Origin of the sequence: Nocardia xishanensis NBRC 101358 (genome assembly GCF_001613365.1) — a bacterium.
Lineage (GTDB): Bacteria > Actinomycetota > Actinomycetes > Mycobacteriales > Mycobacteriaceae > Nocardia > Nocardia xishanensis.
The window spans coordinates 401,720-420,478 of sequence record NZ_BDCF01000002.1; the positions used below are offsets into that span (position 1 = coordinate 401,720).

Here is an 18,759-nt window from a genome sequence, read left to right on the forward strand (position 1 = left end):
ATCACTCCAGTCGCGCGTCGATAATCCGGGCGATCTGCGCCATCGCACCGGGTTCGGTCATCGCGAGGTGGGTCGCATCGATGTCGAAAGCCGAGATCTGCCCGCGCACCACCGGTGCCCATCCCTCGTGACCCGCGGCGTCGGATCGCCTTTCCCGCGTCGCGGTGAAATAGAGCATGTCGGTGTCCAAGACCGCGGGCCGCCACACACTGACCGCACGGATCGCCTGGTTGTAGGCATCGGTCAGGCGCTCGATCCGTGCGGCGTCGATACCGAGGCTGCTGCCCAGATGCCGTTCGATCAGCTCGGCGGCTTCCTCGGCGGTCGCATCGGCGCTCACGAAATCGACGCCGAGGACCGGGCCGAGATTGCTGATCAGTTCTCCGGCGGTGACGGCGGGGAATGCAGGCTCCTCCACACCGTCCGCCTCGGCGTCCAACAGCGCCAGTAGCGCGACCTGTTCACCGGCTGCGCGCATCTCGACTGCAACGGCATGGGCGATCACACCACCCAGCGACCAGCCGAGGAGGTGATAGGGGCCGTGCGGCTGAACCGTGCGAATCTCCTCGAAGTAGCGTCGAGCCATTTCTTCGATCGAGGTCGGACCAGGGACCTCACCGCCGATTTGGGGCGCCTGAAGTCCGTAGATCGGCCGGCCGTCGGAGAGGTACCGGTCGAGCGTGCGGTAACACCACGACAGGCCCGCCGCCGGATGGATGCAGAACAGTGGCGGCCGCTCGCCGCCCGTCCGAATCGGAAGCAGCACGTCGAAGCCGTGATCGGTCCGGTCGACGGCGTCATCCGAGCACATTCCGGACTTGATCCGGTTCGCCAGGTCGGCCGGGCAGGGGTCCGACAACATCCAGGCGATCGGAACCTCGTAGCCGAGTTCTTTCCGCAACTCGTTCACCACCTGTACCGACTTCAGCGAGTTGCCACCCAAGGCGTAGAAGTCGTCGTCGGCGCCCACCCGATCCACGCCGAGCACCGCTCCGAAGATTCGTGCGACCGCCTCTTCCAGCCACGACGAAGGCTCCCTGAACTCTCCTACCGCCAGCACCGGCTCAGGTAGCCGCGTGAGGTCCAGCTTGCCCGACGGGGTGAGTGGCATCGTGTCGAGCACCACGACCGTGGTGGGCATCATGTATTCGGGCAGTTCGGTCGCCGCGTGCGCCAAGACCGCCGCGGCCTCGACCGTGGCGCCCGCGGCGGGTACCAGGTAGCCGACCAGGTGCTCCACCGCACCGGTGGAGCGCACCACAGCGATCGCCCTGGCAATGCCGGGATACTCGGCCAGTACTGCCTCGATTTCACCCAGTTCGATACGCAGGCCGCGCAGCTTCACCTGGAAATCGGTGCGGCCCAGGTATTCCAACCCGCCGGTGTGCCGCCAGCGCACCAAGTCGCCGGTGCGGTACAGGCGACTGCCATCGCCGTACGGGTCGGGCACGAACCGTTCCGCGGTGAGGCCCGGACGTGACCTATAGCCGCGCGCGAGCTGGGCGCCCGCCAAGTACAGCTCCCCGGCGACACCGGGCGGCACCGGGCGCAACCGGTGGTCGAGGACGTATGCCCGCGCGTTCCACACCGGTGTGCCCATCGGGATGTTCCCGCTGTCGGCTTCCGTCACCCGGTGCGCGGTCGCGCACACGGCGAACTCGGTCGGCCCGTACAGATTGTGCAACTCGACGCCGGGCATTGTTCGCCGCACCGCGGCCACCACCTCGGGGCCGAACGCCTCACCACCCACCAGCAGCGTCCGCACCGAGTCCAGCGACCGCGCGGGCGCCGCGTCCACGAATACCGCCAGCATCGACGGCACGAACGCGGTGACCGTGACGCGCTGGGCGGCAATGGTTTCGGCGAGGTAGGCCGGGTCGGCATGCCCGTCGGCTCGCGCGATCACCATCCGCGCTCCCACCGCCAGTGTCGCGAACAGCTCCCACACCGACATGTCGAACGTGGCCGGGGACTTATGGAGCACTACGTCGTTCGGAGTCAGTGCGCAGAGCCCGCTGATCCACCGCACCTGGTTCAGCATCGAAGAATGGGATACCGCGACGCCTTTCGGTCGCCCGGTCGATCCAGAAGTGAAGAGCAGGTAGGCGACGTTGTGCGGTCGCAGCGGTGCGAGCCGATCCGCGTCGGTGACCGGGGCGTCATCGAACCCGGACAGCTCGAGACCATCGAGGGACGACAGCTCCAACACCGGTGCGGCGACCGACAGCATGTACGCGATGCGGTCGGCCGGAAGATCCGGGTCGACCGGCACGTACCCGCCACCGGCGGCGTGCACCGCGTACATGGCGGTGACCTGGTCCAGTGAACGCCGCATCCGCAGCGCCACCAACGACTCAGGGCGCACTCCGCGGGAGATCAGCCACCGCGCCAATCTGTATACGCGGGAGGAGAATTCCGCATAGGTCAGCGACTGTTCGCCGGACACCACCGCGGGCCGATCCGCATACGCCCGCACGGAGCCGGCGAAGACCGAGGGCGGCGTCTCGTCGAGAGGTAGCCTGTGATCGGTCGAATTCCACTGTGTCAGAACGGCTTCACGTTCCTCAGTGGAGAGCAGATCCACCTCGCGCACCGGCTGCGCCGGATCGGTCACCAGTGCGCCGAGCAACCGCAGCAGGCGATCGACGATCATGGTCACCGTCGTCTCGTCGAAGAGGTCACTGGCGTAGGTCACCGCACCGCCGACGCCGGCCGGGGTGCCGGCGGAATCGTAGGAATCCGATACCGAGATCTGTAGATCGAACAGTGCGGTGTCGGTGTCTGCCGTCACGGCCGACGCCGAGAGCCCCGGCAGTTCGAACTCGGCCATGCCGATGTTCTGGAACGCCAACATCACCTGGAACAGTGGATGGTGGGCGTGCGACCGCGCCGGGTTCAGCTCCTGCACCAACCGCTCGAACGGAACATCGGCATGCCCGAACGCGGCCAGATCGGTCCCGCGCACATGCTCGAGCAGCTGGCTGAACGTCATCCCCTGGGTCAATCGGGTCCGCAGGACCAGGGTGTTGACGAACATGCCGACCAGATCGTCTAGTTCCGGCTCGCCGCGTCCCGCATACGGAGTGCCGATCGCGATATCGTCCGTGCCGGCCAGCCGGGCCAACGTTGCCGCCAGCCCGGCATGGAAGACCATGAACAGCGTCGTGTTGTGTGCCCGCGCGACGCGCTGCAATCCCGCGTGCAGATCGGGATCGACGGTTATCGGTACGCTCGCGCCGGCGTGGGTCTGCACGGGCGGACGCGGTCGATCGGTCGGCAGCTCGAGCAGAGCCGGGAGTTCCGCCAATTCCGCTGTCCAGTAGTCGATCTGGGCGCGTAGCAGCGAGTCGGGATCGTCTTCGGTCCCCAGCACGGTCCGCTGCCAGATCGCGTAGTCGGCGTACTGCACCGGCAGCGGCGGCAGGTTCGGTGTCTCCCCGGCCAGGCGTGCCGCGTACGCGATCATCATGTCCCGCGCCAGCGGGCCGAGCGACGATCCGTCGCAGGAAATGTGGTGCACTACGACGGCCAGCACCCACTCGGTCGGCCCGAGCCCGAACAACCGGACCCGCACCGGCGCCTCGACCGTCAGATCGAACACCGTCGAGACGAACGCCGACAATGCCTCGGGCAGTTCCTGTTCCGCTATCGAGATCACGGTCTCCGGCGCGATCGCCCCGGCGGCGGGAAGGACGACCTGAGACGGCTCGCCCGCGCCGTACGGGTATACGGTCCGCAGTACCTCGTGCCTGTTCAGCACATCCTCGACGGCCGCGCGCAGGGCGTCGAAATTCAGCTCTCCGGACAGCCGAAGCACGATCGGAATGCTGTAGGCGGCCGAGCCGGGCTCGAGCTGGTTCAGGAACCACATTCGCTGCTGTGCGTACGACAGCGGAATTCGCTGCGGCCGTTGCTGCGCGGTCAGCGCCACCCGACCGGTGTCGGCTCGCGATTCGGCGTAGGCGGCCAACCGCGCGACAGTCGGCGCCTCGAAGATCATCGACGCCAGGATGGTCGCGTCGAGCGCCGCGCCGATCCGCGCGGCCAGGCGGATGGCCACCAGGCTGTTGCCACCGAGTTCGAAGAAGTCGTCGTCGGCGCCCACCGGACCGTCGATGCCGAGGACGTCGGCGAATACGCCGGCCACTATCTCCTGCACGGGAGACTCCGGGGCCCGGAATCGCTTGGCCTGTACGACGGGTGCGGGCAGAGCCGCGCGGTCGAGCTTTCCATTCGGCGACAGCGGAATCGCGTCCAGGATCATCACCGCGGCGGGCACCAGGTACGACGGCAGCACTTCGGCCAGCGACGCCCGCAACTGTTCACCCGACAGGCCGGCCCCGGTTTCGGGCACCGCATACGACACCAACATCACCTGACCGGTGTCGTCCCGCCGCGCCACGGTGACCGCGTATGCCACATCCGCCCGCGCGCTCAACACCGCGTCGATCTCGCCGAGCTCCACACGGTAACCGCGGATCTTCACCTGGGAATCGTTGCGCCCCAGGAACTCCAGGGACCCGTCGGCATTCCAGCGAACCACGTCACCTGTGCGATACATGCGTCGTCCCGTTTCCCCGAACGGGTGCGCCACGAACCGCTCCGCATTCGTCGCCGCCCTGTTCAGGTAACCACGCGCCAGCGCAGGGCCCGCCAGATACAGCTCCCCGGCCACCCCTACCGGCACCGGCTGCAACCGGGTGTCCAGGACCAGCGCCTGAGTACCCGGCAGCGGGGCACCGATCGTCGGCCGGTCATCCGGTCGCAGCGCACCTGCCGCCGTGGCGGCGATCGTGGCCTCCGTCGGCCCGTACAGCACCTGGAAGGTCCTCGCGCCCGCGATATCGGTGCCGGTCCATCGGCTCACCAGATCTGCCGGTACCTCCTCACCGCCGGACATCACCAGCCGCAAGTCGTCCAGGCCTGCCGGATCCACCGACGCGAGCGCGGCCGGGGTCAGGAAGGCGTGGGTGACCCGCTGCACGCGCAGGAGCTCGGCCAGCTCGCCGCCGCCGTAGATCCCCGTCGGCGCCACGACCAGCACAGCGGCCCGGCTGACCGCGATCAGGATCTCCATCAATGCGGCGTCGAACGACGGCGACGCGAAATGCAGCACCCTGGACGTGTTCCGAAGCTCGCTGTGGGCGCGCCACCCCGAGACGAATTCGGCGATGCCGGAATGCGTGACGGCGACGCCCTTCGGCGCCCCGGTCGATCCCGAGGTGAAGATCACGTAGGCGACATTCGAGGCCCGCAGCGGCCGCGTCCGCTCTTCGTCGCCGATCGTGCCGCTCGCCGACGCCTCGATCCGCGCGGTGACGGCCGGGTCGTCGAGCACGATCCAGTTCACCGAATCGGGCACCTCGGCGCGTGCCGACGACACCGTGATGCCCAGCGTCGCACCGGAATCCGAGACCATCTGCGCGATCCGGCCCGCGGGATAGCCCGGGTCGACCGGTACGTACGCCGCACCCGTCTTGACCACCGCCCACCACGCGACGACGGAATCCATCGACCGCGCCGCCGCCACCAGCACCGGATGCTCCGGTCCGGCGCCGAGGCCGATCAGTACCCTCGCCAGCCGGCTGGACCGCTCGTCCAGCTGCGCGTACGACAACGTGGCATCCCCCGCGACGACGGCGATACCGTCGCCATTGTCTCGCACGGCCGAGGCGAACACGTCCGGTAACAATCCGGAGGGCTCCAGCGCGGCCACGGTATGTGCCCCGACCCGCGACGTGAGCGCCGAGCGCTCGTCGGCCTCCAGCCAGTCGATATCCCCGATCACCACCGCCGGATCGTCGGCGACGGCTTCCAGCACCCGCACCAACCGCCGGACGATCGCCGCCGCGGTCGCCTCGTCGAACAGATCCGTCGCATAGGCCATCGTTCCCGAGATACCTTGCGCCACACCGACATTGCTGATCGAATCGGACAGCGCCAGTTGCAGGTCGAACTGCGTCGCCCCGGTATCGACATCCACTCGGGCAACCCGGACGCCGGGCAGCGCCATATCGCCCGTCGACACGTTCTGGAACGCCAGGGCCACCTGGAACAACGGATGCCGCGCCGCCGATCGCTCCGGGCTCAACGCCTCGACGATCCGCTCGAACGGCACGTCCGCGTGCTCGAACGCGAGCAGGTCCGTCTCGCGGGTGCGAATCAGCAACTCGGCGAACGACTCGCCCGTATCCACCCGGGTCCGCAATGCGAGCGTGTTCACGAACATCCCCACCAGATCTTCCAGAGCGGGCTCACCGCGACCAGCGACCGGGGTGCCGATCACTATGTCATCGCTGTCACCGAGCCTGGCCAATACCGTTGCCAGCGCCGCGTGCATCACCATGAACAGCGACGAACCCCGCGACCGTGCGAGCGCGAGCAACCGCTCGTGCAGCCTCGCGTCGATCTCCACCGGCACCCGGCTTCCCGACAGCGACGCGACCGCCGGGCGTGGTCGGTCCGCGGGCAGTTCCAGCCGGTCCGGTGCGCCCGCGAGCGTCGAGCGCCAGAACTCCAGCTGCGCGGACATCAACGACGCCGGATCGTCCTCGGCCCCCAGCATCTGCCGTTGCCACCACGCGAAATCCGCGTATTGCACGGCGAGCGGCTCCCATTCGGGCGCGCGCCCGGCCAGTCGCGCGGCATAAGCCGCCATCACGTCACGGGCCAGCGGCCCCATCGACTGACCGTCGCCCGCGATGTGGTGGACCACCAGCACCAGCAGGAATTCTCCTGTGCCACCGTCGAGCTCGAACAATCCCACTCGCATCGGGACTCCGGCCGTCACATCGAATCCGCGCCGCACGAACTCTCCGACCACATCCGGGACCGCATCCGCTGGCACCCGCACCGGCTCCACCGGCACCGCGGGCTCGTCGAGAACGACCTGCCGCGGCTCGCCGGAGACTTCCGGATATATCGTCCGCAGCACCTCGTGACGTGCCATCACATCGGCGAGTGCGGCCGCCAGCGCCGCGGTGTCCAGCCGTCCCGTCAGCCGCAGCATCACCGGAATGTTGTATGCCGCAGAGTCCGGATCGAGTCGGTTCAGGAACCACATCCGCTGCTGCGCCAGAGACAGCGGCACGGGGTCGGGGTGCGCTCCGGGCAGCAAGGGCAACCGTCTCCCACCGCTGAGCGTTCCCGCGAGCGCGGCCAATTCGGCGACCGTCGGCGCCTCGAACACCGACCGCACCGGCACGCGCACGTCCATGGCCGCACCTATGCGCGCCACCACCAGGGAGGCGCTGAGCGAATCGCCGCCAAGCGCGAAGAAGTCGTCGTCGGCTCCCACCTGGTCCACGTCGAGAACCTGCTCGAATGTCCGCGCGACCAACTCTTCCAACCCCGGCGACGGCGCCCGGAATTCGCGGGCGACGGCAACCGGTACGGGCAACCGCTCGCGATCCAGCTTCCCGTTGGGGGTCAGCGGCACCTCGTCCAGCACCACCACCGCGGATGGCACCATGTACCGGGGCAACGCCTCGGCCAGCGCCGCACGCAACTCCTCGCCCGATACCTCCGCCCCGGGTGCGAGCACCACATAGGACACCAGCAGCACCGGTCGCCCTTCGTCGCTCCTCGGCACGGTGACGGCGTATGCCACATCCGCGCGCGCGCCGAGCACCGCGTCGATCTCGCCCAGCTCGATCCTGGTGCCACGAACCTTCACCTGAAAATCGTTGCGCCCCAAGAACTCCATCTCACCATTGGCGGTGCTGCGCACCATGTCACCGGTCGCGTACATGCGCTGGCCCGGCTCCCCGAACGGACATGCGACGAACCGCGCCGCAGTCAATCCCGTCCTGGCGACGTACCCATCGGCCACGCCCGGGCCGAACAGGTACAGCTCGCCCGCGACGCCGGGCGGCACCGGCCGCAACCAGGTATTCAGGACCACCGCCGCGACCGTGCCGATCGGCCTGCCGATCGTGATCGCGGCGCCCGGCGCCATCGGGTCGCCGGAGGTCGCCCAGATAGTGCATTCCGTCGGCCCGTAGACATTGACCATGGCGCGATTCGGCGCCCACCGTTCGACCAGTTCCGGCCCGACCGGCTCACCGGCCGGCGCCAGCACGCGCAACCCGTCGAGACCATCGCACGGGACCGTCGCCAGCGCCGAAGGGGTCACGATGGCATGCGAAACGCCTTCTCGCCGGATGAGATTCGCCAGCTCGGGACCGGCGTAGATATCGGCGGGCGAGACGACGAGCCGACCGCGCGAGCCGTGCGCCATCAACACCTCGAACACCGAGGCGTCGAAGCTGGGCGAGGCGACCTGCAACACCACCGACGTCTTGTCGACGCCGAGTAGTCGCCGTTGCGCCGCGACGATCTCGGCCAGGCCGCGATGGCTGACGAGAACGCCCTTGGGCGTTCCGGTCGATCCGGAGGTGTAGCTCAGGTACGCGGTCTGATCCCGCCGGATCGGCCCGCCGCGTTCGGCATCGGTGATCGGCGCGGCAGGTCCCGAGTCCAGGGCGCCGAGCATCTGTTCCGTGTCGAGGACCAGCCAGTCGACACCTTCGGGAAGATGCTTCCTGGTCGGCGTATCGGTCAAGCCGAGAGCTGTTTTCGAGTTCGACAGCAGAAATCCGATGCGCTCCGAAGGCAGGATCGAATCGATCGGCAGAAGGGCGGCGCCGGTCTTGGCCACGGCCCACAGGGCGACCGTCGCCGCAAGGGATCGCGGAAGCACGGAGGCGACGACCTGTCCCCGCCGGGCGCCGTGCCGCAGCAGGATCCGCGCCAGACGCGCGGATCGCTCGTCGAGCTGCCGATAGGTCATCGCGGCCCCGCCGCACCGCACGGCGATCGCATCGGGTTCGGCCGCGGCGGAAGCGGCCAGTATTCGGTCCAACGTGTCCGGAATCGCGGCTTGCGCACTCCGAACCGGCCACGACGGTCCCGGTTCCTCGTCGAGCGGCAGCTCGCCCAGCCGCACGTCCGCGTTCGCGGCGATCCGGCACAGCAACTCGACGAAGCGGTCGAGGATGCGGCACGCCGAGTCCCTGTCGAACGCATGCTCGTGGAATCGGAGGACGATCCGCAGCCCCTGCGCCTCGCCGTCCTCGGACTGCTTCGGTTCCACGGCCAGGCTCAGCGGGTACGGCGTCGCGTCCACACCGCTGAGTCCGTCCACCCGCAGGCCCGCCGAATCGACGAGCTCCTGTAGCGCTGTCCGGTCCACGGGGAACGACTGGAAGGTGACGACGGTGTCGAAGAGTTCGGGAAGACCTACGCTGCGGTGGATCTCGGGTAGGCCGATATGGTGATGCTCCAGCATGCGGGCGTGCCGCGCCTGAATGCCGGTGAGCAATTCGCGCACCGTCATGGTGGGTTCGAGCGGGACTCGCACCGGAATCGTGGTCAGGAACATGCCGAGCGTGCGATCGACCAGCGGCAACTCCGGAGGCCGTCCCGACACCGCGGCGCCGAAGATCACGTCGGTCTCCCCGGTCGATACGCGCAGATTCAAGGCCCAGGCCGCGGCCACCACTGTATTGATGGTGACGGCCGTCTCCGCCGCCACTCGACGGAGTTCCGCGAAACGATCCGCCGCGAGTTCGACCGCGATCTCGGCGGCGGATACGCCGCTCGCCGCAGCGGATTCGCCGGACACCCGTGTCGGTGCGTCGACATCCGAAAAAGCCTGCGCCCACGCGGCTTTGGAGGCTTCACTGTCCTGCCGAGCCAGCCAGGACAGATAGTCGCGGTAGGAGGGGGCGGGCCCGGCCGAGTCGATATGCGCGGGCGATCCGTAGTAGTCGAGCAGTTCTCGCATCAGCAACGGCATCGACCAGCCATCGAGGATCACATGGTGATTCGTGACCAGGAGCCGGAAAGAGCCTGCATCGAGACGGATCAGCGTCAAGCGCAGGAGCGGAGGAGCCGACAGATCGAATCCCGCCGCCGCGTCCGCCGCCGCAATGGATTCCGGGTCTGCGGGGGATTCCGCATCACCACCACTGGCGAGATCGATTTCCCGGAACGGGATTTCGGCATGCTCTAGCACGATCTGGCACGGCCCTGCCGCCGTCTCCACAAAGGCGGCGCGCAGGATGTCGTGCCGGTCGACCACGGCCTGGGCGGCACGTCGCAGGCGCTCGGCGTCGACCGCGCCGGAGAATCCGATCATCGTCTGGACGGTGTAGTTGTCCCCGGCATCAGGGTCGAACGTCGAGTCGAAGTACATCCCGGATTGCATGGGCGACAACGGCCATATGCCGGACAGGCCGTGGTGCTGCCGTTCGAGCCGATCGATGTCCTCCGCCGTCAGCGTGACGAGCGGATCATCCGAGGTGCGATCCGCCGTCGGGCGTCGCGGGGGTTCCTCGATGATCACCGGAGCCGCATCGCGGCCCGCCAGTGCGGCGAGGGCGGCAACCGTCTTGGCTTCGAACACATCTCGCGGTGTGAACGTGAGCCCGGCGGATCTCGCCAGCGCCACCAGTCGCATCGAGACGATGCTGTCCCCGCCGAGCGCGAAGAAGTTGCTGTCGGCGGACACCGTGTCGAGATGAAGCACCTCGGCGAACAGTTGCGCCACGAGTTGCTCCGTAGGCGTGGACGGCGCTCTGCCGCCCGTGGCGTCGGCAGCGAAGGCGCGCTGGCGCAACGCTTTCCGATCGATCTTGCCCGTGGGCGTGCGCGGCATCTCCTCGAGCCGCACGATCGCCGTGGGATTCATATAGCGGGGTAACCCGGCCGCGAGATCGTCACCGATTGCCGCCACATCCACCTCGGAGCCCGGCGCCGAGCTGACATAGGACACCAGAACCGGTTCGCCCGCGGGCCCTTGCACCGCGACAGTGGCGACGCTCGCCACGTCCGGGTGCCTGGCTATGTGGGCATCGATTTCCCCCGGCTCGATCCGCAGGCCGTGAATCTTGACCTGCTGATCGCAGCGGCCCAGGTATTCCAGTGCCAACCCGGCGGGTCCGCGCACCCAGCGCACGGAGTCACCGGTGCGGTAGATCCGCTCGCCGCGGGTGGATCGCGGATCCGCGACGAAGCGCGACGCGGTCACGCCCGGTCGATCGATGTACCCGCGGGCAAGTCCGGGACCACCGACATAGAGTTCGCCCGCGACACCGACCGGCACCGGCCGCAGCCACGTGTCGAAAACCACCGCGGACGCACCGCGGATCGGGCCACCGATCGTCACCGGCTCGCCGGGCACGAGGGCATCCGACCCCGTCGCCCAGATCGTGCACTCGGTCGGTCCGTAATGATTCATCAACCGTCGCCCATGGCCCCATCGGTACACGGTGTCCGGCCCGGTCGCTTCGCCGACGACCGCGAGCGTTGTCAACGAGGGTGTGCGAGATGGATCCATCGTGTTCAGCACGGACGGGGTGATGATCGCGTGCGAAACCCGCTGGGACCGAAGCAGTTCCTCGAGGTCGGCCCCGCCGTACACCTCCGGCGGCGCCACGACCAGACATGCGCCGCTGCCGTGCGCCAACAGCAACTCCGACAGGAAGGCGTCGAAGCCCGGCGACGCGACCTGCAACACGCGCGAATCCGCATCCACACCGAAGGCGTCGGCGTGCGCCGCGACCAGTCCGGCCAGACCGCGATGGCTGAGGTAGACCGCTTTCGGTTTGCCGGTCGAACCGGACGTATAGATCGCGTATGCCGCGTGGTCGGCGGACAGCCGGTCGGTGTAGGCCGGACCGGATAGATCATCGTGAGCGTCCGAAGCCGGAGCATCCAGCAGCATCCAATCGACAGTATCCGGAAGCTGTTGCGCCACAGCGCTGGTCGTCACGCCCAGACCGGTCCCCGAGTCGGACAACAATTCACCGATCCGCGCGGCGGGATTGCCAGGATCCAACGGAAGGAAGGCGGCGCCGGTCTTCGCCACCGCCCAGATCGCGACGACCAGTTCGGCCGAACGGGGCACGGCCACCGCGACGATCGACTCGGCGCGAGCACCACGGCCGGCCAACACGCGAGCGAACGCGTCGGCGCGACGCTCCAGCTCACGATAGGTCCACGTGGTGCCACCGCACCGGACAGCCACGGCATCCGGATACCTCCCCGCCGTGCCCCACAGAATGTCGCGCAGCACGAGCTGCGCGGCAGGCTCCTCGCCGCCTACCGAAAGCAGCTCCGCACGTTCGGAATCCCGGCAGGAGGAGATCGCGGCGACCTTCCGGGCGGGATCGCCGACGATCTGCTTCAGCAGCAGCTCGAATCGTTCGAGCAGTGTGCGCGCATCGTCGGCATCGAATCGGTCGGTGGCGAATTTCAGTGTCACCGTGTAGGTGCCGGGCTCGTCGGCGTCCGGTTGCCCGTCTCGGCCGGCCTGCGGCGGGGTCACCTGCAAACTCAGCGGATAAGGCGTGGCATCGTGTGCGTCGATCTCGACGAGCCGCAGTCCGGCGTCGGAGAGGTTACGCGCCAACATTTCCCGGCCCAGTGGATAGGACTCGAGTACCGTAGCGGTGTCGAACAGATCGGTGATACCGATGGCCCGTTGCAGCTCCGCCAGACCGATGTACTGGTGATCCAGCATCGCGGCCTGCTCGGATTGCACACGGACGAGCAGGTCACCGACGGTTTCGCCGGGTTCGAGCCGGACCCGGACGGGCAGCGTGTTGACCAGAAGCCCCACCATGCGCTCGATATCCGGAAGCTGCGGCGGGCGCTGGGACAGCGTATTGCCGAACACCACGTCCGACCTTCCGGTCATCGCGGCGACCAGCAATGCCCACGCCACCTGCAAGGCCGTGTTGGCGGTGACGCCGTGCGAGCGACCCAGATCGAGAATCGCGGCGGTGGTCGCCGCGTCCAGGTTCAGGCCGACCTCACCGGCGTCCGCGGTGGCTGTCCGGTCCGCCGCGCCCGCGACCCGCGTCGGACTGTCGATTCCGGCGAGCATCTTCCGCCACGCAGCGATCGCGGCGTCGCGATCCCGAGTTTGCAACCACCGCAGATACTCTCGGTACGAACGAGGGGGCGCGAGTTCGGCGGTATCGCCATCGGAGGCGTACAACGCGAGCAACTCGTGGATCAGCAGAGGCATCGACCAGCCGTCGAGCACGAGATGGTGGTTGGTGACCAGCAGCCGGAAGTTATCGACGCCGGTGTGCACGAGATGGAATCGCACCAGCGGCGGGTGGGCCGGGTCGAACGGAGCCGCGGCCTCCTTCGCGAGTCGCCGGAGTGCTTCGTCCCGCCGGCCGGGATCGCCGATATCGGCGACACTCGACTCGCTCCACTGAAACCTCGTGTCGCGCAAGACAATCTGACGCGGCCCATCGGAACTCTCGACGAACGCGGTCCGCAGGCTGTCGTGGCGGTCGATGAGCACCTGCGCGGCCCGCCGCATCCGCTCCGCATCCACTGGCCCGGCGAACGTCAGCGCCGCCTGCACGATGTAACCGTCGTCGCCGTCCCGGTCGTAGATCGTGTGGAACAGCAACCCGGCCTGCAGGGCGGTGAGCGGCCAGACGTCGGTCATCGACGGGTACTCCCGCAACCAGATGTCGATATCGTCCTGCGATACCGCGGTGAGCGGAAAGTCGGAGGGGGTGAAGCCCGGTGTGGTGTCGGATCGGACGTGATCCGCCAGCGCCGCCAGGGCTCGAGCCCACAGTCCGGCGAGTTCGTCGACGTCGTCGGCATCCAATACCTGCGAGGCGAACTCCCAGGTCGCGTCTAGTTCGAGTCCGTCGCTGCCTTCCTCGGCGATCGCATTGATGTCGAGCACGGCGGCCAGCGCCATCGCCGGATCGCTCGTCGCGGTCAGTGCGGTGAATTCGGTGGTGGGGGCCCACGGCCCCGAGCGGTCACCGGCGCCGACCCGCCCGAGGTAGTTGAAGCTGATCTGAGGTTCGGGCAGGCCTGCGAGCTCGGCACTCCCCTGAAGATCGAGCCAACGCAGCATTTGGTAGCCGATGCCGTTGTCGGGCACCGCACGCAACTGTTCCTTCACCTGTTTTATCGCCAGTCCCGCACTCGGGCCGCCGGCCAGCGCATCATCGAGATCGATGTCGTCCCATACGATCCGGACCGGGAAGCGGGTGGTGAACCAGCCCACGGTGGCGCTGAGATCCGCGCCGGGCACCGGCCGCTCTTCGCGGCCGTGCCCCTCCAGCGAGATCACCTCTCCGTCCGCCGCCGTACCGCGCCTGCGTCGCCACGCACCCAGTGCCAGTACCAGAGCCGCCAGCAGCGGATCGTTGGCACCGCAGTGGAAGCGGTCCGGAATGGTGGTGACAACGGCCTCGGCGATCGCTGCCGGGATGCGCTGATGGACCCGGCCCGCCGTGGCCCCGACGTCACGATCCGGCAGCAGGCGGCGCGCTCCGAGCAGCTCATCGCCGCGCTCGAGCACGTCTTTCCACAGTTCGAGCTCCGTCGACCGCCGGTCCGGCGCCTGCGCGACCAGGCCGTGCGCCCATCTCCGGAACGACGTGGTGAGCGGGGCGAAATGCGGTTCGCCACCGTCGGACACCTGCGACCAGGCCTGCGCGAGGTCGGCCAGGACGATGCGCCACGACACCGCGTCGACGGCGAGGTGGTGGATCACCAGCCACATCAGGTCGGGTCGTGAGCCGTCGCGATCCCGAAGCCAGACGGCCTGCACGAGCACACCGTTGCCCGGATCCAATCGATCCGCGGCCTCCTGCAAGTGGCGGTCGACTTCGGTGGCGTCACGTCGATCGAGCCGCACGTCGACCAGCACGGCGTCCGGGGAAACGGCTTCCCGATCGAGTACCTCGACGTACTTATCGTCCGAATCGCCGCCGCGCAGCACGGCGCGCAACATATCGTGGCGGTCCAGCAGGGCTCCCACCGCGCGCACGAGTCCCGCTCGATCGACCCCCTCGGGCAGCTGCACGAGCGCGGCCTGCGCGAATCGGTCGTAGTGACCCCGATCGAGCATTGCCCGCATGATCGGCGACAACGGCATCGAGCCGACGCCGGCGCCGGGCAACTCGGCCAACTCGACGGTGTCGACGGCTTCCGTCGCCGTGGCCGCCAAGCCCGCGACGGTCTTGTGCACGAACACGTCCTGGGTGGAGAAACTCAGCCCCTCGGCCTTGGCCCACGCCACCAGCCGGATCGACAGAATGCTGTCGCCACCGAGTGCGAAGAAGCTGTCGTCCGCCCCGACCTGGGGCACGCCGAGCACCTCGGCGAACAACCTCGCGACTGTCTTCTCCCGAGCCGTAGCCGGCGCCCGACCGGCCGGCGCGGTCCCGAATTCGGGCTTCGGCAAAGCGCGGCGATCGACCTTGCCGAACGCGTTCACCGGAAGACTGTCCAACCCGACGATCACCGCCGGAACCATATGCGGCGGTAGCGAATCGCGAGCGAAGCGCTGGAGTTCGAGCGGATCGATGCGACGGCCATCGACCGGGACGACATAGGACGCCAACACGGTTGTACCTACATTGTTCCGTACCGGCACCGTGACGGCGAGATCCACGTCCTCGTGGGTGGTGAGCGCGGCGTCGATCTCACCCGGTTCGATCCGGTACCCGCGGATCTTGACCTGGAAATCGCTGCGCCCCATCAGTTCCAGCGTCATCTCCGCGTCGTCACCGGTCCAGCGCGCGATATCGCCGGTGCGGTACATCCGCTCGCCGGCGTCGCCGTACGGATCGGCGACGAACCGGGCCGCGGTGTCGACGGGCAGCCGGCTGTATCCACGGGCCAATCCCGCACCGGCGAGATACAACTCGCCCGCGGTGCCCTTGGGCACCGGCTGGAGCGTTCGGTCCAGCACCATCGCCGAGACGCCACGGATGGGGCCGCCGACCGCGTGGGCGCGGCCGGGTCCCAGCATGGCGCCGGCGGCGGTCACGGTGGTTTCGGTGGGACCGTATTCGTTGTACATGGACAGTGAATCCGTCCACCGCTCGATGACGTGCGGTGGGCATACGTCGCCACCGACCACGACCACACGCAAGTCGGTCGCTGGACCCGGATCCACGGTCGCCAGCATCGTGGGCGTCAGCGTCAAGTGGGTCACGTGCTCGTCGGCGAGCAGTCGCGTGAGCGGCTCACCGCCGGTCACCTCGGGCGGCACGACAACCAGCGTGGATCCGTTCGCGAAGCAGGTCAGAAACTGTTCCAGGGACGCGTCGAAACTGGGCGAGAGTGCGTAGGACACGCGCGATGTCGCGCCGAGGCCATACGTGGCGGCGCGGTCGGCAACGAGATTCGCGAGGCCGGTGTGGGTGACCTGGACGCCCTTTGGGTTCCCGGTGGATCCGGAGGTGTAGGTGATGTAGGCGATGTTGGACGGCCGTAGGGGGCGGATACGGTCATCGTCGGAAATCGGCCCGCTCGCGGCCTCGCATTCGCCCAGGGTTGCGGGGTCGTCGAGAACCACATGGTGCATCGCTTGCGGGAGCCGCCCGCGCAGGGCATCGATCGTGATCGCCACTGTCGCACCGCTGTCTGCGATGATGTGGTCTATCCGCTTGGCGGGATACTCGGGGTCCAATTGGACGAACGCCGCGCCGCATTTCGCGACCGCCCATGTCGCGACGACCGATTCGACCGAGCGGGACAGCATGATCGCCACCGCCGCCTCCGGTCCACAACCCAGAGCTATCAGATGCCGGGCCAGCTGGGAGGATCTGGTGTCCAGCTCGCCGTAGGTCATCGTCTGCCCGGCCGAGGTGATCGCGCACGCATCACGATTCCGATGCGCGCTCTCGCTCAAAATGTCGGGGAGCAGCCGTGTTTCGACCCCGCTCGGCCCCCGCACCGGCAGCAGCGCTGACCGTTCCTGTATCTCGAGCAGCGGCAGCCTGTCTACCGGGAATTCCGCTCCCCCGGCCAGGAACTCGTGCAGGAACATGAGGAACCGGCGGTGGTGACCGGCGAGTTCCGCAGGGCTGTAGGCATTCGGATTTCCCTGGAAGTCGATGTGCGTACTGTCCTTGCCCGCGCCCGGATAGATATTGACGAAGAGGTCGGCGGTTGGGCCCGAGGTGAGAACGTGCAGGCGTCCTGTCGTGTGGCCGAGCACGACCTCGTTGTCGACCATCATCAGGTTCACGGCCGGCCCGAAGGATGCCGCCTCGTCGCGCGCGATCCCCATATCGCGGAATATGTCCTCTTGGCGGTAGCGCTGCCGTCGAAGCGCACTCGTCAACTCGCTCAGCACAGCGGCGATCAGCTCGCCGACACTGCGGCCCGCGACCCGCACTCGCAGCGGGACCACATTTGCCACCATTCCACCGGAACGGCGCAGCACGGCGGAATGCCGCCCCGAAACCGGCAGGCTCAGCAACACTTCATCGCTTCCGGTCATCCGCGCGAGGTAGGCGGCGAACGCCGCGACGATGGTCGGTGTCACGCTCGGCCCGTACCCGAGGACGACGCTTTCCAGCAAATGTGCTGTGTCCTGGGGTAATTCGGAGCTGATCAGCGTCGGATGGATGGTGGCCTTGCCCGTGCGACCGGAAAGGCTGACGACGGGGGGCGCGCCCGCCAGATGCTCCGACCAGTAGCCGCGGTCGTTGTCGAAACGCTCCGAGACCCGGTACGCCAGGTCCTGCTCGACGACGACCTCCAAGTCCTGTGCCGCGCACGGCGGCGCTTCCTCGGACTTCACCCACGCGTTGTACAGCTCGGTTATCCGGTGCAGCATGGTTACCGCGGCGAATCCGTCGAGCGCGATATGGTGCGCCCTCTGATACCACAAGAAATGGCTCGCGCCGACCTGGAAGATCCTGCTCACCATCAGGTCGTCATGCAGCAGGTCGAGTGGAGCCGAATAATCCCGAACCATGATTTCGTGGGCAGCCGCAATCGGATCGGCGTGTCGGCGCAGGTCGATCAGCGACACCTCGGATCCACGTTCCTGACCGATGAACTGACGTGGCTCTCCATCGACCTCGATCAGGCGCACATACCCTGATCCGAACTCCCGACCGGCGGTTTTGCATGCCTCGGCCAGCAGTTCCACGTCCAATTCGCCTACGATTTCGACGTATTGGGCCACAGATATCGGCGACGATTCCGCGAGATGCTGGGCGAACCAGATGCCCCGCTGGGCCGCGGTCAGTGGCAGAATGCCGGAGGATGGAAGTCGCGCGTATCCATTGCCGTCGGAGCGCGGCCCGGAAACGTTACCCGAATCCGAGTCTTCGGAAGAACGGAATGGGCTGATCTCGGACCGTTTCGACCGGTCCCGACTGCCATCGATGCCACGCTTTCGGCCCATTTCGACCTCCGACGATATCGTTGATTTCAGGAGCTCAGTTTTATTGCCGTAAGGTTGCCTACATCGAATTGTTAGGAGTTTGCAACATAGTTACGACAACCGGAATACGTGCTCAGGAAAATCACGGCGATCGGCAACCGATCGCCAACGGCGTTCTCGCCGGTCGGACGTCTCCGTCATCCGCCCGTTGTCAGGTCACCTGCGGCGCAACGCCCAGGGACCGAGGTCACAGTTATGGATACGACGCACCATCTCGCAGCAAATATAGCGCACACACTTGCAACTTAGTCAAGGTGCCCGTAACCTGGCACGGGTTGTCGATCAAGCAGTGCTCGTGGCCGTATCAATAGCTCAGCAATACGTTAGCTAACACTTGCCCTGGAGCCGTTGACAGGCTTCCCACAGTTCCCCCGCTCCGCGGTCGGCCCGGAACCACCCGGCCAACCGCGCGAGCTTTTTCGAATACTCCAGCTATTCCCGGGACCGGCCCGGAGGTCTCGTTTTGGCCGACGTTTCAGTGGCCGCCGAATTCTCGCTGCGAAATACCCGCTTGCCCG

1 protein-coding gene is annotated in these 18,759 nt (G+C 67.5%); it reads right to left on the reverse strand.

From position 1 onward, the window contains the following. Position 1: 1 nt before the first annotated feature. Positions 2-18,202 (reverse strand): non-ribosomal peptide synthetase, encoded by an 18,201-nt coding sequence (locus NX1_RS04170; protein WP_068053843.1) that lies wholly within the window; start codon positions 18,200-18,202, stop codon positions 2-4. Positions 18,203-18,759: the final 557 nt, after the last annotated feature.